20 protein-coding genes and 1 pseudogene are annotated in these 26054 nt (G+C 53.6%); 15 read left to right on the plus strand and 6 right to left on the minus strand.

Annotated elements, in window-relative coordinates; translation table 11 throughout:
• Positions 1-264: 264 nt before the first annotated feature.
• Together HNV11_RS05010 and HNV11_RS05015 are read left to right on the plus strand one after the other, a co-directional pair.
• A complete protein-coding gene (locus tag HNV11_RS05010) occupies positions 265-1572 on the plus strand; it encodes a hypothetical protein (RefSeq protein ID WP_171738624.1) in 1308 nt (435 codons plus the stop codon).
• Between the two features lies 1 nt (position 1573).
• Complete coding sequence (locus tag HNV11_RS05015) at positions 1574-3001, plus strand: Dyp-type peroxidase (RefSeq protein WP_171738625.1); 1428 nt, start codon at positions 1574-1576, stop codon at positions 2999-3001.
• Between the two features lie 15 nt (positions 3002-3016).
• On the opposite strand, the gene HNV11_RS05020 is transcribed toward HNV11_RS05015, so the two are convergent.
• Entirely contained in the window at positions 3017-3562 is a 546-nt protein-coding gene (locus HNV11_RS05020) for an RNA polymerase sigma factor (RefSeq protein ID WP_171738626.1), read from the minus strand.
• A 384-nt stretch (positions 3563-3946) separates the two neighbouring features.
• Between HNV11_RS05020 and HNV11_RS05025 the strand changes: the two genes are divergently transcribed.
• The 5 genes from HNV11_RS05025 to HNV11_RS05045 all read left to right on the plus strand — a co-directional run bounded on the left by HNV11_RS05025 (position 3947) and on the right by HNV11_RS05045 (position 11368).
• A complete protein-coding gene (locus HNV11_RS05025; protein ID WP_171738627.1) occupies positions 3947-5266 on the plus strand; it encodes a Gfo/Idh/MocA family protein in 1320 nt (439 codons plus the stop codon).
• A 128-nt stretch (positions 5267-5394) separates the two neighbouring features.
• Entirely contained in the window at positions 5395-6162 is a 768-nt protein-coding gene (locus tag HNV11_RS05030) for a M48 family metallopeptidase (protein WP_171738628.1), read from the plus strand.
• Positions 6163-6451: 289 nt separating this feature from the next.
• Positions 6452-6898 (plus strand): hypothetical protein, encoded by a 447-nt coding sequence (locus HNV11_RS05035; RefSeq protein WP_240163775.1) that lies wholly within the window; start codon positions 6452-6454, stop codon positions 6896-6898.
• A 150-nt stretch (positions 6899-7048) separates the two neighbouring features.
• On the plus strand, positions 7049-9679 hold the full coding sequence (locus tag HNV11_RS05040; RefSeq protein WP_317168065.1) for a bifunctional YncE family protein/alkaline phosphatase family protein: 2631 nt from the start codon (positions 7049-7051) through the stop codon (positions 9677-9679).
• Positions 9680-9697: 18 nt separating this feature from the next.
• The gene (locus HNV11_RS05045; RefSeq protein ID WP_171738631.1) at positions 9698-11368 is read left to right on the plus strand and encodes a glycoside hydrolase family 13 protein; all 1671 of its coding nucleotides are present in this window, start codon (positions 9698-9700) and stop codon (positions 11366-11368) included.
• 4 nt (positions 11369-11372) lie between these two features.
• Here the strand turns inward: HNV11_RS05045 and HNV11_RS05050 are convergent, their stop codons facing one another.
• Both HNV11_RS05050 and HNV11_RS05055 read right to left on the minus strand, forming a co-directional pair.
• On the minus strand, positions 11373-12452 hold the full coding sequence (locus HNV11_RS05050) for a 5-(carboxyamino)imidazole ribonucleotide synthase (RefSeq protein ID WP_240163961.1): 1080 nt from the start codon (positions 12450-12452) through the stop codon (positions 11373-11375).
• Positions 12453-12594: 142 nt separating this feature from the next.
• Entirely contained in the window at positions 12595-13296 is a 702-nt protein-coding gene (locus HNV11_RS05055) for a head GIN domain-containing protein (protein WP_171738633.1), read from the minus strand.
• A 270-nt stretch (positions 13297-13566) separates the two neighbouring features.
• Between HNV11_RS05055 and HNV11_RS05060 the strand changes: the two genes are divergently transcribed.
• Positions 13567-14247, plus strand: coding sequence for an ABC transporter ATP-binding protein (locus HNV11_RS05060; RefSeq protein ID WP_171738634.1), 681 nt, complete (start codon positions 13567-13569; stop codon positions 14245-14247).
• On the opposite strand, the gene HNV11_RS05065 is transcribed toward HNV11_RS05060, so the two are convergent.
• A complete protein-coding gene (locus tag HNV11_RS05065; RefSeq protein ID WP_171738635.1) occupies positions 14241-15038 on the minus strand; it encodes an aminotransferase class IV in 798 nt (265 codons plus the stop codon). The genes HNV11_RS05060 and HNV11_RS05065 overlap by 7 nt on opposite strands.
• 75 nt (positions 15039-15113) lie before the next feature.
• Between HNV11_RS05065 and HNV11_RS05070 the strand changes: the two genes are divergently transcribed.
• From HNV11_RS05070 to HNV11_RS05080, 3 genes are all read left to right on the plus strand, one after another.
• On the plus strand, positions 15114-16610 hold the full coding sequence (locus HNV11_RS05070) for a TolC family protein (protein ID WP_317168066.1): 1497 nt from the start codon (positions 15114-15116) through the stop codon (positions 16608-16610).
• A gap of 76 nt (positions 16611-16686) precedes the next feature.
• Complete coding sequence (locus HNV11_RS05075; protein ID WP_171738636.1) at positions 16687-18102, plus strand: efflux RND transporter periplasmic adaptor subunit; 1416 nt, start codon at positions 16687-16689, stop codon at positions 18100-18102.
• Between the two features lie 181 nt (positions 18103-18283).
• Positions 18284-19303, plus strand: coding sequence for an NAD(P)H-dependent glycerol-3-phosphate dehydrogenase (locus HNV11_RS05080; protein ID WP_171738637.1), 1020 nt, complete (start codon positions 18284-18286; stop codon positions 19301-19303).
• Between the two features lie 80 nt (positions 19304-19383).
• On the opposite strand, the gene HNV11_RS05085 is transcribed toward HNV11_RS05080, so the two are convergent.
• Entirely contained in the window at positions 19384-19773 is a 390-nt protein-coding gene (locus HNV11_RS05085; protein WP_171738638.1) for an HIT family protein, read from the minus strand.
• A gap of 36 nt (positions 19774-19809) precedes the next feature.
• Positions 19810-20283: a transcription elongation factor GreA gene (gene greA / locus HNV11_RS05090; protein WP_171738639.1), complete on the minus strand. Its 474-nt coding sequence runs from the start codon at positions 20281-20283 to the stop codon at positions 19810-19812.
• 312 nt (positions 20284-20595) lie between these two features.
• On the opposite strand from greA, the pseudogene fmt reads away from it, so the two are divergent.
• The 4 genes and pseudogenes from fmt to HNV11_RS05110 all read left to right on the plus strand — a co-directional run bounded on the left by fmt (position 20596) and on the right by HNV11_RS05110 (position 26029).
• Positions 20596-21524, plus strand: a pseudogene (fmt, locus tag HNV11_RS05095) (methionyl-tRNA formyltransferase).
• Between the two features lie 107 nt (positions 21525-21631).
• Positions 21632-24406 (plus strand): M14 family metallopeptidase, encoded by a 2775-nt coding sequence (locus tag HNV11_RS05100; RefSeq protein WP_205402744.1) that lies wholly within the window; start codon positions 21632-21634, stop codon positions 24404-24406.
• 104 nt (positions 24407-24510) lie between these two features.
• Positions 24511-25515, plus strand: coding sequence for a polysaccharide deacetylase family protein (locus tag HNV11_RS05105; RefSeq protein ID WP_171738641.1), 1005 nt, complete (start codon positions 24511-24513; stop codon positions 25513-25515).
• A 1-nt stretch (position 25516) separates the two neighbouring features.
• Complete coding sequence (locus tag HNV11_RS05110; protein ID WP_171738642.1) at positions 25517-26029, plus strand: dihydrofolate reductase; 513 nt, start codon at positions 25517-25519, stop codon at positions 26027-26029.
• Positions 26030-26054 lie beyond the last annotated feature (25 nt).

Raw genomic sequence — 26054 nt, forward strand, 5'->3', positions numbered from 1 at the left:
AGCCTGACACGTATTGTGTCAGGCTTTTTTTGGCCAACCTGTTGATGAGCGCTTTGGCTTTTACGACTAACTGGATGGAGCGATTAATTACTGCGGTTTGTATAGCAGCGTGGCCTTCTACGTATTCTCGCTGCCGAATACTAAGAAGTTAGCGCCATCATAAAGCTGAAGGAAGTACCTTTTTGTCGTGATTATCAGCTCCTGACGTAGCCAGAACCTGTCCCAGCCACTAACTGACTATGGCTGGTTCGCAAAATCCGCACTATGAAACCGTTTACCGATCAACTGGCACTGACCGTCATAGCTCCAATTGATGAGGCAAAACGAGCGTCGCTGGAAACTATACTGGCTGCTATCGAAGCGGACGTAGAGGCTAATCTGATTATTCCCTTCAAGCAATTACCGGGTGTTCATTTTGCGCGGTTAGTCATTTTGCCCGCGTTTACCGACAACCAGAACCGAACGACGCCCGCGCAACTGGCCTATAGCTGCAATTTTGACACGTCTCTGGACGTGCACCTGCAGGAGATAACCAGTCCGGCTACGTTAGCGGGTTTTCACCGTGTTTTTGGCTGCTGTACGGGTTATAACGCGTCGGGCTCACCGGAAAAAGCAATCCGGCAATTCGTTCATAACCATAAACAGCCTATTCAGACCTTCTACCGGGGGCATCGGGGGATGTCGGTGAGCCAGATTCAGGACGAAAACGGGGTACGTACGCTAATTCAGGAGTATCTGGAGCAGCCGCAGACGGCTAACCAGACAGCCAATCAACTCAAAGCAGGTATAGATGCCTACATCGCCCGGCATAAACCCGGCTGGCGACCAACGGCCGATGTTAAGCTCCCGCATCTGGCTGCATCGGCTGTCAAGTACGTAGGTATTGGCTTGCTGGTATTGCTGTTCGTGTTAATCGGCTGGCTACTGGGCTGGTGGGGTATCGTTGGGTTCCTTTTGGCGGTGGCTTTGGGTGTGCTGTACCTGCGTTATCTGGAGAAGAAGGCCATTCCATTATCCGAGGGGGATATAACTTTTGAGGACGTAGAAGCTTTAACGGAACGGGAAGACCTCGTTGTTCAGAACCAGCTGACTCACCTGATTGAACTGCAGCCGGGACTGTTCCGGCGGAGTCTGCAGCGGCTGGCCCTCGGTGCGCTGCAACTGCTGGCTACTTATACGTACAACCAGGGGCGGCTCGGCGATATTGGCACAATTCATTTTGCCCGCTGGCTACTCATCGACCGGGGAAAACGGCTGTTGTTTTTCAGCAATTTTGATGGTAGCTGGGAAAATTACCTCGGCGATTTTGTGGATCGGGCTGCTGTGGGTCTAACTCTGGCCTGGAGCAATACGCAGGAATTTCCCCGAACCCGATTTCTGATTCTGGACGGCGCGACCGACGAGGAACGGTTTAAACAGTGGACCCGGAAGCATCAGATCTTAACGCAGGTCTGGTACAGTGCTTACAAGGGTCTGACTGTCAAAAATATTATACAGAACCATGCTATTGTTCGCGGAATAGGGCAACCCATGACGCCCCGCCAAACCGCCGACTGGTTAACCTTGCTATAAGATGGAACCGATCAATCTGGAGAAAGAGGATATGCAGGGACTGCTGATCCGGGCCTACGGAAAATTTCCCGAAGCCTGCTATCTCATGCTGCGTTTTCAGGATCCTGAGTTAGGCCGGCAGTGGCTACGTAAGCGCTTAGCCGATATTACGCCCGCCACCGTCAAACCCGCCACAACGGCGCTGCATCTGGCGTTTACGTATCCTGGTATATTGACTTTTCTGCCCAAAGCTTCGTTTACGGAATCGTTTTCGCGCGAATTCACTGAAGGTATGGTGCGGGAATCGCGCAGCCGGACTCTGGGCGATATAGACACAAACGCGCCTGACCAATGGCGTTGGGGACAGCCCGGCCGGGAACCCCATGCCGTACTGATGCTGTATGCCGCCGATAAAGCTGCGCTGGCTAATCTGTACAGGGATATTCATGAAGAGTTTCCTCACTACGGCATTGATGAACAGATCCGGTTAGACACCCGGATATTGCCGCAGGGGAAGGAGCATTTCGGGTTCCGGGATGGGCTTTCGCAGCCGTTGCTGGTGGGCCTGGGAAAAGAAGGAACGACGTCGAAAAACACCCCGTCAAGCGCCGGGCAGGACCCGAATACCATTATGCCCGGCGAGTTTATTCTGGGCTACCCGAATGAGTATCAAAAAATCCCCTTTAGCCCAACCCTTCGGCTCGGCGATACTGAATTTGATTTCGGCCGGAATGGAAGTTACCTGGTCTTTCGGGAACTGGAGCAGAAGGTGCAGGATTTCTGGCAATTTGCTGTGAAGGCCGCGAACGAAAACACGCACTTTGCGGGGAAAGACGCGGTTTACGTAGCGTCTAAATTTGTAGGACGATGGCCTAATGGGAATCCATTGGCGCTGGTCGCAGAACCGACGGCACCACCCTTGGCCGATAGTCAGATGAATGCCTTTGCCTACAAAGAAGGCGATCGGGAAGGCTTTGGCTGCCCAATTGGGGCGCATATCCGGAAGGCCAATCCGAGGGATGGGATTGACAATGACCCGGCTACGTCAATCAGCGTTTCAAAACGGCACCGGTTGCTGCGCCGGGGCCGACCATTTGGTGAGCCGCTGGCCGAAAGCATGGCTCCTGCCGATTTACTGACATCAAAGCAGGGTGGAACGCGTGGCCTTTACTTTATCTGTTTCAATACGAATATCGGTCGCCAGTTCGAGTTTATCCAGAACGCCTGGATGAACAACGCCAAGTTCGACGGCCTGTATAATGATGTAGACCCGATTGCCGGTTTTACGTTTTTAAAAAAGAAGTACGTACGCTGCGAATTTACCATCCCAGATCATCCAGTACGCAGGAAAGTAAAATCCATCCCGCAGTTTGTGTTTGTGCGGGGCGGGGCTTACTTTTTTATGCCCGGATTTCGTGCCCTTCGGGTAATGGCAGATTCAGCGTCTTAATCCTTCAGCCCCGTGCTACTGAGCGCTGGTGTACAAGGCATAAAGCTTGTCGCGCGTGCGTTTCAGGCGCATTTTCACCGCACTTTCACTGAGGTTATATTTCTTGGCAATGTCCCGAATAGATAAGCCCTGCTCATGCTTGAGCCGAAGTAAGGTGATTTCTTCATCGGGCAGGCTGTTCATGACGTTTTCCAGCAGCTCCATCCGGTCTTCAGAAGATTCGGCAGCAATCAGCGCTTCATCGTCTAGATCCTCGTCGGGAAGCGCTTCACTGGAGTACCGTTTTCTGACCCGCAACTGATCGAGGCAGTAATGGTGAGAGATGGAATACAGCCAGGTTGAAAAAGTGGAGCGATTCTGAAAGGTGTCCAGTTTGTTGAACACTTTAATGAATATGTCCTGCGTATAATCCTGAGCCGCTTCCGGATCCTTTGTCATCGACAGACATTTCTGATACACTTTATCGACATAACGGTTATAAAGTGTTTCAAAAGAATCCGCTTTGGGTGAATTGGAGTAATGAGTGCTGTACTGCTTACTAGCGAGGCTGTTCTGTTTCATTGGTAAAGGTAAATAGAATTAACAATGGGTTTAACAATCCTTGAGCCCTTTGGATTATTTAGAGTAATAAATCGGTATATCAGTCACATTTAAAAAAATGAGCGAATACCCTTATATTTTGACGTTATTTTAACTTATTTACTATTTAATTGAATTTTTGAGAGATTAAATGGCTATAGTTCATATAATGTAGCTACATTAGTTACTTACTAAATTTACTTTTCGGTATCGTTAATCGCTATTTATATTGACAGAAATAAACGAGTGTAAAAGCCTATTATATAGGTAGGAATGGAGATTTAAGCGCTTTTTTACCAAACTGTATTCGGTTCAACCGAGGAGTTTCCCGGTTGTTTAGGCCCTTACTTTTTCTGTTCTAACAAGATGTCCTCATCTCGACGTGCGTTTCTTCATCAATCGGGTCAACTGCTTGCCGGCGCAGGTCTGACAGCCACCTTCCCGATCCCAACTGAGCGTACTGCGCCCCCTTCCGACACCATTCGCATTGGCCTGATTGGCGTAAACAGTATGGGTTGGGCCGATCTAACGTCGATGCTCAAAAGTCCGGGCGCTATGTGTGTGGCCCTAAGTGATGTTGACAGCAATGTGTTAAACAAACGAGCTAATGAGTTAGAGAAGCTGACGGGCAAACGGGTGAGTCTTTATGCTGATTTTCGTAAACTGCTGGATGATAAAACTATTGACGCCGTCATCGTCGGAACGCCTGACCACTGGCATTGTCTGCCGATGGTGTATGCCTGCCAGGCCGGAAAAGATGTGTATGTCGAAAAGCCGCTGGCTAATTCCATTCAGGAGTGCGATCTGATGGTGGCTGCAGCTAAGCGATATAACCGCATCGTTCAGGTAGGGCAGTGGCAGCGCAGTGGCGAACACTGGAAAGCAGCACTGGCTTACGTTCAGGCCGGTCATATCGGCACCGTTCGCTCGGTGAAAACCTGGGCGTTCATGAACTACGGTAAAGAGTTTCCAATTCGGCCCGATGAGCCCGTACCGGCGGGCGTTGATTATGATATGTGGCTTGGGCCCGCGCCCCGGCGTCCGTTCAACCGCAACCGGTTTCATGGTACGTTCCGCTATTTCTGGGATTATGCCGGAGGGCTGATGACCGACTGGGGCGCGCACATGATCGATGTGGCACTTTGGGGCATGAACGTAACGGCGCCCCGCTCGGTAGTGGCAACCGGCGGCAAATTCGGGTTCCCTGACCAGGCGGGCGAAACCCCCGACACCCTTCAGGCACTCTATGATTTTGGTTCGTTTTCACTGCTCTGGGAGCAGTCTCTGGGTACCATGCGTGGTCCATACGACCGGGATCATGGCGTCGCGTTTATTGGAAACCTGGGCACGGTGGTCATTGATCGGAGCAAATGGGAAGTGCTGCCCGAAGTGGAAGCCGGTCGGTACCTGACACCGGCCATGCCGATTCAGTACGGTGGCGGCCGGGACCTCGACAATCATACCCGTAACTTTCTGGACTGCATCCGGTCTCGCCAGCAACCCAATTGCCCGGCCGAGGCAGGGCGTAACGTAGCGCTGCACGCGCAGTTAGGTAATATCTCGTATCGAACAGGCCATAAACTAATCTGGGACGCCAGTCAGGGTAAAATCGTTGGTGATGAGCCGGCGCAGGCGTTGGCCCAGGCCCGTTATCGTTCTCCCTGGGCGCTGCCTAAACTGTCCTGAATGTCACCCTCAACGGATGAGTAAGGTGAGCCCATTTTCAAACAAATTCCTCTTTTCATTAAACTTTTGCGGTGGTTACAAAGTCCATAGAGTGGTTTTTACCTTTATCCACTAAATTGACTTGAATCATGAAACGCATAACAAGCCTATTATTTATCCTGATTTGGTTTCCTGTTCTCAGCTATGCGCAGGGCGCGGGGAATCTGATGCAGGCCGTGCTGGATGGAATCAATTCAGCTACCTTGTCTGATGCGCAGGTGGCGGCCTATTCGCGTCAGGCCGTCCAGCAGATGGACGCTAAAAATCCGGTAGCGGGGCCAAATGACCCCTATACCCAACGCCTGAACCGAATCGTCAGTCGGCACCGCACCATGGGTGGGCTGCCTCTCAACTATAAAGTTTATAAAATTGCGGATGTTAACGCCTTTGCAACGGCCGATGGGAGTGTACGGGTGTTTAAGGGGTTAATGGACATCATGACCGACAATGAACTGCTGGCCATTATGGGCCATGAGATTGGCCACGTGATTAACCATGACTCACGCGATGCTATGAAAAGGGCGCTTCGGCGCTCCGCGATACGGAATGTCGGTGCGTCAACGTCGGGCCTGATTGGCCAACTGTCGCGGTCGCAGCTGGGTGGTCTGGCCGATTATCTGGCAGGGGCGTCGTTCAGCCGCCAGCAGGAAACCGAAGCCGATGATTACAGCTATAATTTTCTGAAGCGTAATGGCTACAACGTAATGGCGCTGGCCACGTCGTTCGAGAAGCTGGCGAAGCTGAGTGGGGGTAAGCAGGGTGGACGTATTACGACGTTTCTGTCCAGCCACCCCGACAGCCGGACTCGGGCTGAACGTATCCGTACTCGCGCCCGTCGCGACGGACTGGCCCGTTGAACGTAACCGCGAAATTTTAAACGGCATAGTAACGGCATTCTTAATGCGGAGATGCCGTTGTTTGAGCCGTCTGCTGTCTGATAAAGTTTATCAGACAGCAGACGGCTTATTCACAATAAGCTTATTGGAAGGGAATCCAATGAAAAACTTCAGTTACGTAGTTAGCCTGTTACTTCTTGTTGGCTGCTCAACGAAGCCGGAAACGACTCAATCGACAGGGGCGGATTCCGCCCGGGCAGCGGTCAATACCAGTAGTACACAAACAGGGGAGGTTTCATCTGAGAAATCAATGCCCCAAAGCAGCCCTTCGTCTCGTGCTGGTAGGTGGACGTACGAAGAACGGGCTGATCAAACCGGTAGTCGGGTTTATAAGGCGTCAATCACGTCGCCGGATGTATTACAGTTCGGGTTTCCGTATGCCGGTGGGTCAACCGCGATGCTGACAATCCGGAAGCGCGACGAGAGCACGAACGTTTATCTGGAAGTATCGAAAGGCCAGTTTAACCGGAGTTTCGAAGGCGGCAATGCCCGCATCCGGTTCGATGGCAAACCAGCTCAATCCTATTCCTTCTCGGCGGCAGAGAACGGTCGGGCCAACATCATCTTCTTCGACGCTGAACAGAAGCTCATCAACCAGATGAAAGCTGCCCGAACGATGGTGATTGAAATCGGGTTCTACGCCCAGGGCACACGACAGATCAGTTTCAATACAGCCGGTCTGAAATGGACTCGCTAAGCTGGGGTCGTCTCTAATCACGGTAACGGTTTGTTACGTCATATACGCTTTTCAATCGGATTTTGTAGTGACTTTCGCGAACGAAAAGTACCTTCGGGCCACTCCCTCTTTGCGATCGTCATGCATCTATTCCGGTTTAGCGTAACCTGTTTGTTCCTTATTCTGAGCCTGACCGCCCTGGCGCAGAAACGCGCCTATCGCCACCGCTCCGACCGGCAGGCGCTCAATGACAAATCCTCAACCATCATGCCCTATAACCGGCTGGTTAAATCAGCCGGAACGGTTCTTACGTACGGCGACCCGAAACTGGAAAACCATACCCTCGACCTTGCGTTATTACCGGGCGGCACTCAGATCGTAATCGAAGATCGCTACGGAATTGCCGTGCTGGACCGGGTCAGCCGTAAACTAATTCACCAATGGATGTTTCGGGAGGTTCCGGCCTACAGGGCTATGATGAGCACGTACTCAGGGATTGAGGCTTTTACGTACCGGAACAAAACCTATATCGTCTGGGGTGCGTCGGAGCGGGAGCGGGGCAAGTCGGGGGTGATGATTGCGACCTGGGCTAACGGGAAAATTGGCGACGTAGAGCTTCTTCCGTTTGCGGCCGTAGCGCCCGCACCCATTGCGCTTCCCAACGACGTCGCGGTCAGTCTGGAATCGGGCGAGCCGTATCTGTATGTTGCGCTGAACGGCAATAACCAGCTGGCGAAAATCCGTTTTGCTGACCGGCAGGTGGTTTGGACAGCCCCAACCGGCGTAGCTCCGTTTGGCGTAGCCGTTACTGGTGAGCGGGTTTACGTAACCAACTGGGCCGGGCCTTTGCCCACTGCCGATTCGGCCAGCAGGCAGGAAACGGCGGGTGTGCCGTGGGGCAGCGCTTATGTCGATCCGCGCACGGGCGCCATAGTCCAGGGCTCGGTTTCGATCGTTGACCGCAGCAATGGCAAGGCTGAAAAAGAGGTCAGGGTCGGGCTGCATCCCAACGCAATTGTCAGCAGCCGCGATGGGCGGTTCGTGTTCGTCGCCAACGGCAATAGCGATAACGTATCAGTTATTGACGCCCAGGCGCAGCAGGTGACCGACTCGATCAGCGTCGGTTTGTTTCAGGGGCAGACGTCCTATATCGGCAGTACGCCCAACGCGCTGGCTCTTGACTCGGCGGGCACAACACTTTACGTCGCCAATGGTCTCGACAACGCCCTGGCGGTCGTATCGCTGGCTGAAAGACAGGTGCAGGGCTACATTCCGACGCAGGCTTATCCCGGTGGTATTCTGTGCTCCGGCAAAGAGTTGTACGTTGCCAACCTCGAAGGCAACGGGTCCCGCATTGCGACGGCGGTCGAAACCGGCAGCGACCCGAAGCAGTTGGCCTTTACATCGCACCGGCAGTTGGCAACACTCTCGATCCTGAACGTACCTACCGAGGCCGAACTGGCGCGCTACACGGATGAGGTTCGTAAGATGAGTCTGCAGTTCCGGCTGGCGCTGGCCGAGCAGCTGCCACGGCCCAACGTACCGCCCCGACCAGTTCCGGAGCGTATTGGCGAACCATCGGTGTTCAGCCATGTGCTCTACATCATCAAGGAAAACCGCACCTACGATCAGGTGCTGGGCGATATACCGCAGGGGCGGGGCATGCCGTCGCTTTGCGTGTTTGGCGATAGCGTAACGCCGAATCAGCACCAGCTAACCCGCGAGTTTATGCTGCTCGATAACTATTACGTATCGGGTAAGTCATCGGCCGAAGGGCACCACTGGGCCGATGCCGCCATGGTAACGGATTACACCGAAAAAAGCGTCCGGGCGTGGTTTCGGTCGTATCCGCACGTGCTGTATGACGCACTGGTGTACAATAAAAAAGGCCTGATCTGGAACAACGCCCTCGACCACGGCAAAACCGTCCGCATCTACGGCGAAGCCTGTACGTGCCGGTTCGACAAGAAGCAGTACGACTGGCAAAAGCTCTTTCAGATGCGGCAGACGAGCCAGCCGTTCTCCTTTACGAACACCACGACCATCTCGCGGGTGCAGCCGATCCTGTCCATGGATTTCCCCGGCTGCGACGACGAAACCATCAGCGATCAGATGCGGGCCGACGCCTTTATCCGCGAACTGAACGAAACGGCCGCCCGTCCCGGCGACGAATGGCCCAACCTGATGGTCATGTCGCTGCCGAACGACCATACGTCGGGGACGAGCCCTCAGTTTCCAACGCCCCGCGCGATGGTGGCCGATAATGACCTGGCGGTGGGCCGGATTGTCGAGGCCGTTCAGCGCAGCCGGTTTGCGGCCAATACGGTTATTTTTATCACCGAAGACGACTCACAGGCTGGTTGGGACCACGTATCGGCCTACCGCACGACAGGGTACGTAATCAGTCCGTACTCACGGCTTCGCCGGACGGTACACACGAATTACAACCAGACATCCATGGTGCGCACTATCGAACAGATTCTGGGATTGCCACCCATGAACGTCATCGACGCGACGGCCCTGCCCATGTTCGACTGCTTCACCGACAAGGCTGATCTGACGCCGTTCACGGCCTTACCAAACCGAATTCGGCTCGATGAGATGAATAAGCCCTTGACCTCGCTGACTGGTGCTGCGCTCAATTTTGCCAGGCTGTCGATCAAAAACGCGGAGAAAGGTATGGACCGGGGCAACGACGATCAGATGAACCGGATTCTGTGGTTTGCTGCAAAAGGTAAAGTTCCGTATCCAAAAGCCTACGCCGGTTCGGCTAAAGATAAGGACGATGACGACGATGATTAAGACACCGCTCCAGTAGGCATGACCAGCTTCAAACAATCCGTTATTTACCAGATTTATCCCCGCTCGTTTGCCGATTCGAACAGCGACGGAGTTGGCGATCTGCGGGGTATTATCAGCAGGCTCGATTACCTCGCCGATCTCGGCGTCGATATTCTCTGGCTCAGCCCGATCTTTCAGTCGCCAAACGCCGATAACGGCTACGACATCAGCGACTACGAATCCATCATGCCGGAATTCGGGACAATGGCTGACTTCGACGAACTGCTGGCTGGCGCACACCAGCGGGGGCTGAAACTGATTCTCGATCTGGTCGTCAACCATAGCTCCGACGAACACCGCTGGTTTCAGGAAAGCCGAACGAGCCGGGATAATCCGTACCGGGATTATTACATCTGGAAGCCCGCCCGTTCGGGTGGGCCGCCCAACAACTGGCAGTCGTTTTTCTCCGGTCCGGCCTGGAAACTGGACGAGCAGACCGGCGAGTACTATCTGCATCTGTTCGCCGAAAAACAGCCCGACCTGAACTGGGAAAACCCGGTGCTGCGACAGGAAATCTACCGGATGATGCGCTTCTGGCTGGATAAAGGCGTAGACGGTTTCCGGATGGACGTTATTCCGCTGCTGTCTAAAGACCAGTCATTTCCGGATTATCCAGAGGGGCGATACGGCGACCTGACCACATATGCCAACGGCCCGCGTATACACGAGTTTTTGCAGGAGATGCACCGCGAGGTTTTAGCCCATTATCCGGATGTAATCACCGTAGGGGAGGGGTTTGGCGTATCGGTGGAGCAGGTGAACCTGTACGTCGGTAAAGACCGGCACGAACTGAACATGATTTATCATTTCGACCATGCTGTTCCGCGCGACGAATACCGGTTTATGGACCCCGCGCCCGAGTTTACGCTGCCGGAGCTGAAAGCGGTTTTTGCCAAATGGGTCGATGCGCTGGCCGACATTGGCTGGCAGAATGTTTACTTCGGCAATCACGATAACCCGCGCGTTCTGTCCCGATTCGGTGATCCGGTCAACTTTCCGTATGAATCGGCGACGATGCTGGCAACTGTCCTGCTCACCCAGCGTGGTACGCCCGGCATCTACCAGGGCGATGAGATTGGTATGACCAACTGCCCGTTCGATTTAATCGGAGAATACGACGATATTCAGGTGAAAAATGCCTGGCGGGCCTTAGTTGCGTCGGATGCTGATCCGGCAAAAGAAGCGCAGTTTCTGCAAACTGCCAACCGTATTGCCCGCGATCACGCCCGAACGCCGATGCAGTGGTCCGACGCACCGAACGCGGGATTTACTGATGGGCCAGAAACCTGGCTGAAGGTCAATCCAAACTACACGCATATCAACGTAAAGGAGCAGGAGGCCGCGACTAATTCAGTACTGAAGTTTTATCGGAACCTGCTGCGCTGGCGACGGCAAACACCGGCTATGCACGAAGGGACCTACCGCGATCTGCTACCCGGTCACCCTACCATCTGGGCCTATGAACGAGCGCTGTATGGCGAAACCTTCGTTGTGCTGGCTAACTTCTCGGAGGAGCCCAGCGTCATCGATGCGTCGGTCGACGTGGTCATAAGCAATTATCCCATGCCCGGCGAACCGGGGGAACTGCGGGCATTTGAAGCCCGAATACTGAAGGGACAACTGGAGCAGCTAATGCCGGATTCAGACTAGCTGTTTACGTAACAACTCGGATGCTTTCTTTCACGATGGCAACCTTCTGGCGCAGCTGATCCAGATCGCTGTCCATGACCGTTACGTGGCCCATTTTACGGAACGGTTTGGTCAGGGCCTTGCCGTAAAAGAACGGGAACACACCCGGCATGGCCAGCAGCGTTTCCAGACCCTCGTACACCGCCGGCCCCGTGTGGCCGTCTTCGCCCAGGAGGTTGACCATTGCAGCGGGTTGATAGACCGATGTATCGCCCAGCGGAAAGTTCAGGATGGCACGCCAGTGCTGCTCAAACTGCGACGTTACGTTGGCCCGGATCGTGTGGTGACCACTGTTATGCGGGCGTGGGGCCACTTCGTTAATCAGGACGTTTCCTTGTTTATCTAAAAACAATTCCACCGCCAGCAGACCCACAATCCCGAAGGCGTCGGCGGTTCGGCGGGCAATAGCCTGCGCCTGCTGATTGATCTCGTCGGTAATTTCGGCCGGGGCGAATAGATATTCGACAAGGTTCAGCTCCGGGTGAAATACCATTTCAACGGTCGGGAATGTCTGCACCTCGCCCCGTTCATTGCGAGCGACGATTACGGCCAGTTCCTTCGCGAAGTCAACGGCTTTTTCCAGTACCCCTGGTGCATCGAAGGCTTTTGAAACGTCGGCAGAGGAGGCAATCCGCTGAACACCGCGCCCGTCGTAGCCATCGCGCCCGAGTTTATGGAAGGCGGGCAGGAAATCGCTGTACTGGGAAACCGCAGCGCGATTCTCGGTCAGGATAAAATCGGCGGTGGGCAGGTTATGATCTCGGTAAAACTGCTTCTGCAGCCGTTTGTCCTGAATGGTTCGAATGACCGACGGCTGCGGAAACACCTGTTTGCCTTCGCGTTCGAGGGCTTCGAGCGCATCGACGTTAACCCGTTCAATCTCGATAGTCAGCACATCGACCGTCTGCCCGAACTGGTAAACTGTGTCGTAATCGGTCAGCGATCCCTGCGTGAACTGGGTGCAGAGTGTGCGACAGGGCGCTTCGGCGTCGGGGTCGAGAATGTGAACGCGAAGATTCCAGTCAATAGCGGCTTGCAGGAGCATCAGGCCCAGTTGCCCCCCGCCGAGGATGCCGATTGTGGGTGTCAAACGAGTAAAAAGCCGGGTCGCCGGTACGATGAAAATGTGAACGAGAGGGCAAAATTATCTATTCCTGCGTTCACTCGTTCGGCCGTTCCGGCTTTTTCTAGTCGCGGTGCGAAATATCGGAGCCGCCCGATTCGCTTTTCGTCCGCACTTTTGCCGACCCGTAATAATAAATATCGGAGCCGCCCGAAGCTCTCATGCTCAGCTCGCGCGTAGCATTAACGTACACATCCGACCCGCCCGACGAGTTGGCGTTGCAGACTTCAACGGTCAGTTTGCGGGCATCCAGATCCGAGCCGCCCGACCCCTCGGCGTTCAGCGTCCGGGCCGAACCCTGCAGAACAGCATCGGCCCCACCCGAGGCCGATACGTTCAATTCATCAGCTTTGAGGTCCAGCTTTACGTCGGAGCCGCCCGATACTTCCAGGTTCAGGTTGTTGAACGATAGTCTGCCCTGACCAAAAACATCGGCTCCGCCCGAGGCCTGCAAATCCCGTAATTGTTTAAAGGTCAGGTAAGCTTTTACAGACGTATTCCGGCCCCAGTTCCAGTTCATTACGCCCCGGCGGTCGATATACAGTTTCAGAACGCCGTTCCGTACTTCCGATTTAACCTCATCTTCGTCAATGCCTTTGACCTCCAGGGTTAGCTTTTCCGAATTACCCTGGGTCAGATACAGGTCAATGCCACTGCTTACGCTCAGCGCCGTAAAGCCCGATACGTTCCGGTCTTTTTTCCAGTCCTGACTGCTCGCGTTCAGGCCGGCTGCCAGCAAGAAAATGAATAAGACAATTGTTTTCATTAGCGAAAAGGAGGTTTTGGTTTACAGGTAGATGTCAGAAACGATCAGGGCGTTGCACGACGGGCTTAAAATATGTCCGGTTTTGAGCCGACGGCTGTCCAGAAACGGACGAAGCAAAGATGAATAAAGTTTTTATTAGTTTATAAATCAGTGCTTTATCTTTCTGGCACGGCGCTTGACTTTTATCAGATAACTTGTATTTATTTTAGAATTTAGCATAATCGGGTAGCTTAAGCGCCTGAACCCTAACTTAGTCAAAAAGTCTGGACTATGATACAACTTAACAACGTCTCCAAGTTTTACCCGGCCGGATTCGGGCGGGTGTATGTGCTGCGTAACATTGACTTAGACATCGCTCAGGGCGAGTTTGTGTCCATTATGGGACCGTCGGGGTCGGGTAAGAGTACGCTGCTGCATATTCTTGGTCTGCTCGAGGAACCATCCGAAGGGGAGTATCTGCTGGATGGGCGGCCCGTTCAGAAACTAAGCGAAAAACAGCGAACAGAACTGCACCGGACGCAGATAGGCTTCGTCTTTCAGGCTTATCACCTGATCGACGAACTGACGGTTTATGAAAACATTGAAACGCCTTTACTCTATAAAGGACTGAGTGGATCGGAACGGAAGAGCCGCGTGGCCGAACTGCTCGACCGCTTCAATATGGTGGCCAAGAAGGATCTGTTTCCGGCCCAACTGTCGGGCGGCCAGCAGCAGCTGGTGGGCATTGCCCGGGCGCTGGCGGCCCGACCAACGGTTATCTTCGCCGACGAACCGACCGGTAACCTGCATTCTGACCAGGCTCGTGAGATCATGGAGCTCTTTCTGGAGTTGAACAAAAAAGACGGCGTAACCATTGTGCAGGTGACTCACTCGGAAGTCAACGCCGAATACGGTTCGCGTATCGTCAGGCTGAAAGATGGCTGGCTGGAGCTGGAAAAGCTGGCTCAGTAAGCCATAAAGAGCTGACGAATGGATGAGAACAGGGGCGTGTCGATTTCGCCTTTGAAAACCTGAATGCCTGCTACGTTGGCTGCAAAGATAACATTAGCAGCATCCAGCGCGTCTGGGAAGAAAAAACCTTCCTGCACGTTCGGTATCTTTTGGAGGATCTGTCGCCGGCTGATGCCATTAATGCAGCCGGTCTGGAGAGCCGGTGTATAGAGTATACCGTCCCGTAGCCAGTATAGATTCGAGGCCAGGCATTCAGCCAGATGCCCGTTGGTATCAAGCAGGATTACGTCGTCCAAATCGTTTTCCTGCTTAAAGACACCGGCCAGCACATACGGTAGCGAATTCAGGGTTTTAAAGGCTGAAATAGCGGAGGGTGCCAACCGAATCTGGTCATAAATTCCTAGTTTTGTTTTTCTGGTAACAGAAAATGCAGTGCCCGGCCGGACCATGATCAGGATGTTCGCTCGGTTTGTAGTTGGCGTGTAAAGGCCTCCCGTTTGGCGCCAGACCAGGAGCTTAATCCGGGCACACTCACTGGCGAGGCCATTGAGATCGAGCAGGTGCAGAATAGCCTGATGAATGGCTTCGGCGGTAAAGGTATTGGGCAGGCTCAGTCGAAGAGCCCCCATCCCGGTCGTTAATCGCTCGTAATGATCGGACCAGAACCAGACGCGGCCATTTTCCGCGCGAATGGTTTCAAATAAGCCGTCGCCATAGTGAAAGGCGCGGTCGTCCGCCAGCAGATGAAAGTCGTTTTCAGGAATAACATCCGAATTATAAACCAGAAACATGCTTGTTTTGCGCCGTTTATCCCAAAATGATAGTTGCGCCGAAGGTATGTTTGTAACATTAACTCACCAAAAATAATGGGTATGCGAGTGGCGTATAAACAAATTTGGGTTGGCATGACCTTGTGCCTGGTAACAGGTATGTCGGTAGTGTATGCGCAGAACACCCCAGGCGCCCTAGCGCCGGGCAACGGAACCGTTGCTTCAACGCGATTAAGCTTACAGCAGTGTATTGAAATTGCGCAACAGAATAACGTTCAGATTCGGCAGGGGCAGCTGACGGTTGATAATACTAACCTGCAGCTTCGGCAGTCGCGGCTGAACCTTTTGCCAACGGCCAATTTTCAAAGCAGCCAGTCGCTGAGTGGTGGCCGGAACATTGACCCGCGTTCTAACCAGTTCGTTCAGCAGAGCATTAACTCGGGCAACTACCAGTTCAACGCAACGGCTACGCTGTTCAATGGCTTTACGCTGAAAAATACTGTTAAGCAGAACGATCTGGCTCTGCAGGCGAGTCAGCAGGAACTGCGGGCCACGCAGAACACGGTATCCCTTACAGTTGCCCAGAACTACCTGAACACGCTGACCGGAACTGAGCAACTGCTCATTGCACAGCGACAGGCCGATGTTACCCGGGCGCAGCTGGAGCGGATGCAGAAGCTGGTGAGTGCGGGTTCGGCACCCGAGGCTAACCTGCTGGAGTTGCAGGCTACCCTAGCCGGCAATGAGCTGGATATTGTGAATGCTCAGAACACGCTCGATCTGGCCAGGGTAGCTCTGCTGCAGGCGATGAACGTTCCCATCAATCAGGCCTTTGAGGTGGAGCCGATCAACGTGCCCGATCCGGGTCTGACGCCTTACACCGAAACTGTTCAGCAGATTTTCGATGTAGCCGCATCTAACCTGCCCGAAGTAAAGGGTGCCGATCTGCGGGTGCGGAGCGCGGCTTTAGGTGTTGAAGTGGCCAAAGGGTACCTGTATCCAACGGTTGCGCTCAGTGGAAACCTCAGCACCTTGTATTCCAGCGCAGCCCGGCGGTTTTCGCCGAATGGCTCCACTACGCAGCAGCAGACGCTTTACTTCGTAACCGGCCCGGATGGCCTGCAAACGCCTATTTACCAGAACGTACCGGGCGGAGATATGGATATTTTCCCATATTTTGATCAAATTGCAAATAACTTTAACCGATCGGTTTCTTTAATTTTACGGGTACCGATTTTTCAGGGATACCAGTCGCGTAACCGCATTACAACGGCCCGGATTTCGCAGCAAAGCGCCGAACTGACGGCTCTGAACACGCGGTTGCAGCTACGGCAGCAGATTGAAACGGCTTATACGAATATGCGGGCCGGGGCAAACCGGTACCGCGCTACCCAGACGCAGGTAGTATCGCTGGAGCGGGCGTTTCAGGTGGCCGAAAGCCGGTTGAACGCCGGTGCTATCAACGCGACTGACTATAGTATTGCCAAAACTAATCTCGACCGGGCACGGGCGAGTCTGGTGCAGGCCAAATATGATTACGTATTCCGCACCAAGATATTAGACTATTACCAGAACAAACCAATTGCTTTTTAAGAGCGGAAGGGTGAATGGGTAAATGATTGACTCCTGGGGTCATTTGTTCGCTTTCACTTGTTCACTCTCCCTGATTATGAAACGTAAGTCAAACCGTATTTGGTGGATATTAGGCGGACTGGTCGTTCTGCTCGTTGTCGGTCTGGTCGCTGCCAAGCAAACCGGTATCATTGGAAAACCGAAGTCAACCGAAGTTGACTTCGCAGTCGTTAAACGGACCGATATAACGGAGCGGGTTAGCGCGTCGGGGCGCGTCCAGCCGCAGGTAGAGGTCAAAATCAGCCCCGATGTATCCGGCGAAATCATAGGGTTATACGTCAACGAGGGTGATCCGGTCAAGGCGGGTCAGCTGCTGTGCCGTATCCGGCCCGACAATTATGAGTCGCTGCTGGCCCGTGCACGGGCAACGGTTAACCAAAGCCGGGCCCAGTTAGAACAGTCGAAAGCGTCGGTGGCGCAATCGAGCGCCCGGCTGATCCGGGCCAAAGCCGACTACGAACGAAACCGTAAACTCTTTACCGATAAGGTAATTTCCTCGGCTGATTTTGAAACCAGCGAAGCCAACTACAACGTAGCTAAACAGGAAGTTGAAGCGGCTCGGGCCAACGTCCGGGCTGCGCAGTTCAGTATCCAGAGCGCCGAAGCGACGTTGCGTGACGCCAGCGAGAATTTGCGCAAAACAACCATCTACGCCCCCGTTAACGGGACGGTTTCCAAACTGAATATTGAACTTGGCGAACGGGTGGTCGGTACGTCGCAGATGGCCGGTACGGAAATCATGCGGATCGCGAATCTGCAGAATATGGAGGTTCGGGTCAACGTGAACGAGAACGACATTGTGCGCGTCAACCTGGGCGACACGGCCGATATTGAAGTAGATTCCTATACAACCTCCGGCCGAAAGTTTAAAGGTGTCGTTTATGAAATTGCCAACACAGCCAACGGGCTGACCAGCTCGTCGGGAGCCGCTGCGGCCGCCCTGTCGACGGATGCCGTAACCGAGTTCGAGGTTAAGGTTAAGATTCTAAACAACTCTTACAGTGATTTGCTGGCCGAAAAAGATAAAAAAGGTTATCCGTTTAAACCGGGCATGACGGCCTCCGTCGAAATCATTACGGATCGAAAATCGGGCGTACTGGCCGTACCGATTGCGGCCGTTACCACGCGCGGGACCGAGGATGCGAAGGCCGGGGAGCCTGAACAGAGAAACGGGGCGGTTGAGGAAAAACCCGCCGGTCAGCCGGAGAAAAAAGAAGAAGTCAAAGAGATCGTGTTTGTGAACGTAGGCGGTAAAGCCGTTCGGCGCGAGGTAAAAACAGGCATCAGCGACTTTGAAAATATCGAGGTTCTATCCGGGCTGAAACCCGGCGAACAAATCATTTCGGGACCTTTTATTGCCGTATCGAAGCGACTGAAAGACGGCGATCTGGTGGTTAAGCGTGATCCTAAGAAGGCAAAAAAGAAAGAACAGACGGAAGAAGAAAGCGATTAATCTGTCTGCTCAGAATTTATTTCTCGAAACGCCCGGAGACACTTCCGGGCGTTTCGCATTTGAGAGCAACACCAGTCCTGAGCCCTTCGCTACATTCGGCTAGCCCAGTTGTTACGGTTGAACCAATGACCGGTCAGAGCGCCTGCGTGATGAAATTGAAGGGGTTTTGTAGCTTTACCCCATGAAAACTCAACACGGCACCGGCCAGCTGCCCGTGCGCCTGACCATGGTAGGGGGCGGAAGCTGGGCAACCGCACTCGTCAAGATCCTGTCTGAAAATAACGTTACGGTTAAATGGTGGATGCGCAGCGAGGCAGATGCAGACCACATCAAGCGGTATCATCATAACAAAAGCTACCTCAGCGACGTGCAGATCAACACTCGGAAAGTTAGGGTCTGCACCCGAATCCGGGACGCCTTCCGGGATAGTGAATACGTTATTCTGGCGGTTCCGGCGGCTTTCGTGGCGGATGCGCTAACGGGTATAAACGCCAGCCACTTTACCGACAAATGCGTCATATCGGCCATTAAAGGGATGATTCCAGGCGCCAACCAGTTAGTGACCGACTGGGTGAGCGATCAGTATGGCGTATCGGCCGAACGAATGTCGGTCATTGCCGGTCCGTGCCATGCTGAAGAAGTGGCACTTGAGAAACAGTCGTACCTGACGATTGCCTCGCAGGACCCTTCCTGCGCCGAAGATGTAGCCGCCCTGTTGCGTTGCCGCTTCGTGCAGACAACACCCGTCGATGATATATACGGCATCGAATACGCGGCTGTAATGAAAAATATCATCGCGCTGGCCTGTGGCATTACGCACGGGTTAGGCTACGGCGACAATTTTCAGGCGGTGCTGGTATCTAACGCCATGCAGGAAATCCGACGGTTTGTTGATGCAATCTACCCTAAACACCGCGATCTGAGTGGCTCGGCTTATCTGGGCGATCTGCTGGTAACGGCTTATTCCCCCTTTAGCCGGAACCGGACATTCGGGACGCTCATCGGGCGGGGCTACACTATTCAGTCGGCGCAGGCCGAAATGAACATGATTGCTGAAGGTTATTATGCCGTGAAAAGTATTTACGAAATTAACCGGCGTTGTGGCGTAGATATGCCGATTGTCGATGCCGTTTATAAGATTCTTTACGATCGGGCCGCGCCAACGGGCGAGATGAATGGGCTAAAAGGATTATTAAAATAAGCAGGGAATAAAATTGCGAAAAGGTCGTGCATCCGGCATAGTTTTACCGTCAATACACGACCTTTTCGCGGTTGTTCAGCTTACAAAAACTGCCTTATCTTCGCGGCCGTTGCGGCCAGCTCGTCCTGAGTCGGCTTCATTTTATTGTTGAAGTTCATGTCGGCCATCGAGTTGAGCGGAATCAGGTGAACGTGCGCGTGCGGTACTTCCAGGCCAATCACCGCAACGCCGATACGTTTACAGGGCACGGCTTTTTCGATGGCGGGCGCAATCTGTTTGGCGAAAGCCATCAGCCCACTGTATAATTCGTCGTCGAGGTTGAACAGATAATCCACTTCTTTCTTCGGAATAACGAGCGTGTGGCCCGTCGTGGTGGGCATTACGTCCAGAAAGGCGAGATAGTCCTCGGTTTCGGCGATTGTATGGGCTGGAATCTCGCCAGCAACGATTCGGGAGAAGATAGAAGGCATGAACCAGGCTTTTTTGATTCGTTGAGTTGTTAAGCGTTACCGACCAATCTCGACTACTTCAAACTCCATAATCCCGGCCGGTACTTTTATCTCGGCCGTATCGCCAACCCGTTTGCCCAGCAGGCCCTTGCCGATAGGTGACCCAACCGAAATCCGGCCTGATTTCAGATCAGCCTCTTCTTCCGAAACGAGCGTATACAGCATCTCCGCTCCGTTTTTCTTATTCTTGATTTTGACCTTCGACAGCACCGATACCTGCGAGGTGTCAATTGTCGATTCGTCCAGGATGCGGGCATTGGCCAGTACCTCTTCAAGTTTTGAGATTTTCAACTCGTGGAGCCCCTGCGCGTCTTTAGCCGCATCATACTCTGCATTTTCGCTTAAGTCACCTTTATCGCGGGCTTCGGCAATCTGGCGGGCAATCTCGGCCCGGCCTTTGGTTTTAAGTTCGGCCAGCTCATTTTTGAGCCGATTGAGACCTTCTTCGGTGTAATATGAAATTTTTCCCATAATACGTTACGTAATTACTCGGTTATCACATTGTTTAGCGTCGCTCCCGAAAACAAAAAGAACGGTACACCGACCGTTCTGCATCCAAATTGGTTTTCTTTGCAGCCGCGTCAGTGTCGCCGTCGGAGTACCGAAGCGAGCGGTTCAGGAGTATGTTTTGTTGCTCGTCGCATAGGTAACGCCGTTTACCGGCCTGTCACATTCTGACGCGACTCGTCTGAAAGTCGCGCTTCTTTGAGACAAAAATAGGAATACTTCCGGGCTATATCAACAACTGACCCGTCCGTTGGTCAAAAACTGAGTTATCGTTTCATGTCTCAACAGCTCCGTATTGTTTTCATGGGTACGCCCGATTTTGCCGTCGCCAGCCTAAACCGGCTGCTGGGGGGGGCTGTCATGTGGTGGCGGTCGTAACGGCGCCCGACCGACCCTCGGGCCGCGGATTGCAGCTTACCCCGTCGCCTGTCAAAAAAGCTGCCGAAGCGGCTAACCTACCCGTTCTGCAACCTGAGAAATTACGTGACCCGGTCTTTTTAGAGCAGTTGGCTAGTTACAACGCTGACCTGCAGGTCGTCGTCGCGTTCCGGATGCTGCCGGAAGTGGTCTGGGCGATGCCAACCATCGGAACGTTCAACCTGCACGGCTCGCTGCTGCCTCAGTACCGGGGGGCGGCACCCATCAACTGGGCGATTATTAACGGCGAGACACAGACCGGCGTAACGACTTTCTTTATTGAGAAAGAGATTGACACCGGCCAGATGATTTTTCAGGATGTTGAACCCATTTACCCCGACGATACGGCCGGAACGGTCCACGACCGGCTGATGGAACGCGGGGCCAATCTGGTGCTGAAAACGGTTCGGGCCATTGAAGCCGGTGAATATCCCCGAATTCCGCAACCCGGCGCCGACGATCTGAAATCCGCGCCGAAGCTGAGCCGGGAAACGACCGAAATCAACTGGAGCCAGCCGGTACATACCATTCGCAATTTTGTACGCGGCCTTTCGCCTTATCCGGCTGCCTGGACTATCCTTAACGGTAAATTTTTTAAAATCTATGCCGTTTCGGTGGTTGATGAATCGCCGGTTGCCGCCGAGCCGGGGACAGCCTATACAAATCATAAGAAAACAATTCTGGTCCGGGCCGCCGATGGCTGGCTGAGTCTGGATGCGTTGCAGGCGGAGGGAAAACGACGCATGACGGCCGAAGAATTCCTGCGCGGCAATCGGTTAACCTTATGAAAATTGGGCATTCTTGCTAATTGGCACGTTGTTTTTGGCTATTTTACGGACTTAAACAACCTGATAACTTCATGATACATCAACTTTATAGAAGATTCTTCTTCGCTATGATTTGTTGTCTGTCCGTAGCGGCACAGGCGCAGACCTTGCCAACACCGAAAGAACATTTCGGCTTCTCGATTGGCGACGACTACCAACTTGCTACCTATACGCAGACAGAGGCTTATTTTAAGAAGCTGGCGGCTCAGTCGGATCGGGTCAAGCTTGTTGACATTGGCGCAACAGAAGAGGGGCGCCGGCAGTGCATGCTGATAGTCTCGTCGCCGGCTAACCTGAAGAATCTGGCTCGCTACCAGGAAATTTCCCAGCGGATGGCCCGCGCCGAAAACCTGACCGATGAGCAGGCGCATGCCCTTGCCAACGAAGGGAAGGCGGTCGTCTGGATTGACGGCGGTCTTCACGCTACCGAAACCGTCGGAACGCATCAGCTTATCGAAACGGCCTGGCAGCTGCTGAGCCGGAATGACCCCGAAACGCTTCGGATTCTGGACCAGGTTGTCATTCTGCTGACCCACGCTAACCCCGACGGGCAGGAACTGGTTACGAACTGGTACATGCGTGAGCAACAGCCAACGAAGCGCTCGCTGGAGAACCTGCCCCGGCTCTACCAGAAATATGTTGGTCATGACAATAACCGCGATTTCTTCATCATGAACATGAAGGAGTCACAGAATCTGGGCCACCAGTTGTTTATCGAGTGGTTGCCGCAGATCATGTATAATCACCACCAGCGTGGTCCGGCTGGTTCGGTGCTGGCGGGTCCGCCTTACCGCGATCCGTTCAATTACGTTTTCGACCCGTTGATGATTACGGGGATTGATGCCCTGGGGGCGGCTATGTATAACCGGCTGAACGTAGAGAACAAGCCCGGCTACACGCGGCTTGGCGGTTCGAGTTTTTCGACCTGGTACAACGGTGGACTACGCACAACGACGGAATTTCACAACATGATTGGCCTGCTGACGGAAATCATTGGGGGGCCAACACCCGAAGAAGTGCCCCTGGTGCCGCAGCGGCTGATTCCCAACGGCGCTACGCCCAATCCGGTGGCTCCTCAGAAATGGAATTTCCGGCAATCCATCGATTACTCGCTTTCGCTGAACTACGCGGTACTGGATTACGCGGCCCGCCATCACGACGAACTGCTCTTTAATATCTACCGCATGGGCAAAAACTCTATTGAACACGGCAACCGCGATTACTGGACACCTTACCCGAAGCGGATTGACGCCATTAACCAGGCGTACCGGAACGATCAGAAAAAAGCAGCTCCGGCTGAGTCGGGAAATACCAACAGCGATCCATTCGGCTGGTCGAACCGGGGTGGCATTCCCGCTAAATATTACGACAGCGTTCTGAAAGACCCGACCCTACGTGATCCTCGGGGGTATATCCTATCGGCTGCACAGCCCGATTTTCCAACGGCGGTTTCGTTCATTAACGCGCTCATCAAAACAGGTCTGGTTGTGCACAAGGCTACGGCCGACTTTACCGTTGCCGGAAAGAGTTACCCGGCCGGTTCTTACGTTGTGAAGACAAATCAGGCGTTCCGGCCACACGTACTCGATATGTTTGAGCCGCAGGATCACCCTAACGACTTCCAGTATCCGGGTGGACCGCCCATCCGGCCCTATGATTCGGCGGGATGGACGCTGGCTTATCAGATGGGCGTGCAGTTCGACCGGTTGCTGGAGGATTTTGATGGGCCGTTTGCGCGCGTACCCTACGGTGAGCTGCAAAAGCCCACGGGCGGTTTGAAAGCAGGCTCATCTGTTGCAGGTTATACGCTCAGCCCGCGCGCTAATTACTCCTTCACGGTTGTCAACGATTTGCTTAAGGCGGGGGTTGATGTGTACCGGTTGTCGGGTGGACGTACCGGAAAGTCGGTTGTGGAGCCGGGTACATTCTTTGTGCCAGCATCAGCAAAGGCCAGGACTGCACTGGAGAAATCGGCCGCTGATTCTGGGCTTGAAGTGATGGGCGTAGCGCAACGGCCATCGGGTGTGGCTGGCAAAGTAAAGCCGCAACGAATCGCCCTCTGGGATACCTACGGCGGCTCAATGGCTTCCGGCTGGGTACGCTGGCTGGCCGAGCAGTACCACTTTCCGGCTCAGGTTATTTACGCTCAGGATATTGATGCCGGTAATCTTCACAAGAAATATGACGTCATTGTTTTTGTTACCCGCGCCATTCCGGCAACCGGCAGTCAGGAGAGCGAAGCTAACCGGACACCGGCGAGTCGGGAGCCAAAAGCTGAAGAACTGCCGACCGAGTACCGCCCCTGGCTTGGCAGGATTACAGCCAGCAAATCGATTCCTCAACTAAAGCAGTTTATGGAAGATGGCGGCTCTGTGGTAACGATCGGCAGCAGCACGAATCTAGCCTATCACCTGGGCTTACCGGTGAAGAATGCGCTTGTTGAGATGACTGCCAGCGGGCAGAGCCGGCCGCTACCGGGCGAAAAGTATTACGTTCCGGGCAGTATCCTGCGCGTAAGTATGGATTCTACCCAGCAGGCTACCTGGGGTATGCCGTCGCAGGGCGATGTTTATTTCGACGCCAGCCCGGTGTTCAAAATTGCACCTGATGCGATTGCAAATGGTAGCGTGAAGCCACTGGCCTGGTTTTCAAGCGCACACCCGCTGCGGAGCGGCTGGGCCTGGGGGCAGTCATACCTGCAGGATGGTGTAACAGCCTTTATGGCTCCTGTTGGCTCGGGCAAATTATACGCCTTCGGGCCGGAGATTACGTTCCGAGCGCAGGCTCATGGGACGTTTAAACTCTTGTTCAACCAGTTATATGCAACGGCCGTTACGCCTTAACGAGCATTGACAAACACACGTTGAAAATGCTGAGGTATTCATCTAAAGAGTAGAAGTGCCCGCAAGTGGGTTTTGCTTTATGACTCACCAAAATCCAGCAAGGCATGCTTAAGTTATTGTTCCTGCTCATAACCGGCATCGGTTTAATGGACTGTCTGACGGTTTGCGCACAGACAGAAACGTATGCCGAAAAGTTGGGCTTTCCCAAAGGCCGGAAAGTCGTGCTGTTTCACGTTGACGATGCCGGCATGAGTTATGAGTCGAACGTTGGCACAATGAACGCCCTGGACAAAGGAATTGCGAGCTCCACTAGTGTCATGATGCCCTGCGGATGGGTACCTCAGTTTTTCGATTATCTCCGGAAACACCCTACTATCGACGCCGGAGTTCACCTGACGTTAACGTCGGAGTGGGATAATTACCGCTGGACTCCGCTGGTTGGGCGTGAAAAGGCCCCGGGTCTTTACGACGAGCAGGGCGCTTTCTGGCATTCAGTAGCGCAGGTTGTCGAGCATGCGTCGCCCGATGAAGTTGAGACCGAGATTCGGGCGCAACTGGCGCGCTACCGGTCGTTTGGCCTTCAGCCAACGCATATGGATTCGCACATGGGTACGCTGTTTGAACCGAAGTTCCTGCCGAAATATGTTAAGCTAGCTATCGAGGAGAAAATCCCCATCCTGTTTCCGGGAGGTCATGCGTCGCTGATTATCAAAGCCAACAACATTCCAGCTAGTCTGCAACAGTTGCTTCAGCAAGTAGGACAGCAGCTCTGGAACGCAGGCTTGCCGGTTCTTGACGATCTCGACGGAACAAGCTACGGCTGGAATCTGCCCGCCGGGACGGCAATGACCGATGAAAACCTGCGTTCCTACAAAACCCAGAAATTTATCGAGCTGCTGAAAGCCGCGAGGCCCGGGCTGACGTATATTATTATGCACTGCACGGCGCCAACGGAAGTATTTAGCCAGATATCAACCTCGGGGCCAACCCGGAAAGGAGATATGCTGGCGATGATGGACCCGGCGCTGCGGGCGTTTGTCGAGAACGAAGGAATCATAGTGACGACCTGGCGCGAGCTGGCAGAACGGCGCAGGAAAGTAGTGAAATAACATGAAAATTAGTCTCATTTCGGCCGTAGCGCAGAACGGCGTTATTGGTTGCACCAACCCGCAGGGTAAACCGGACCTGCCCTGGCATTTGCCCGATGACTTCGCGTTCTTCAAAAAGAAAACCAGTCACCACCCAATCATCATGGGGCGTAAATCGCTCGAAGCGTTGGGAAAACCGTTGCCAAATCGCACAAACATTGTTATCACACGCAATCCCGAGTTTACGGCTGCTGGCGTAACCGTTGTGCATACGCTCGACAATGCGCTGGCCCAGGCCAGAACGGTCAATCAGGAAGAAATTTTTGTGATTGGCGGGGCCGAGATTTACGCCATGGCGCTGCCGATAGCGACAACGCTTTATCTGACCGAAATCCACCAGACGTATGAAGGTGACGCTTATTTTCCGGCGTTCGACCGCTCGGAGTGGAAAGAAGTGTCTCGCAAGCCACACCCGGCAGATGAACGGCATGAAGCTGGGTTTGACTTTGTTGAGTATGAAAAGCAGGTAAAGTAACCTGTGTAGGTCCCGGACCCCGACC

The organism is Spirosoma taeanense (assembly GCF_013127955.1).
GTDB lineage: Bacteria > Bacteroidota > Bacteroidia > Cytophagales > Spirosomataceae > Spirosoma > Spirosoma taeanense.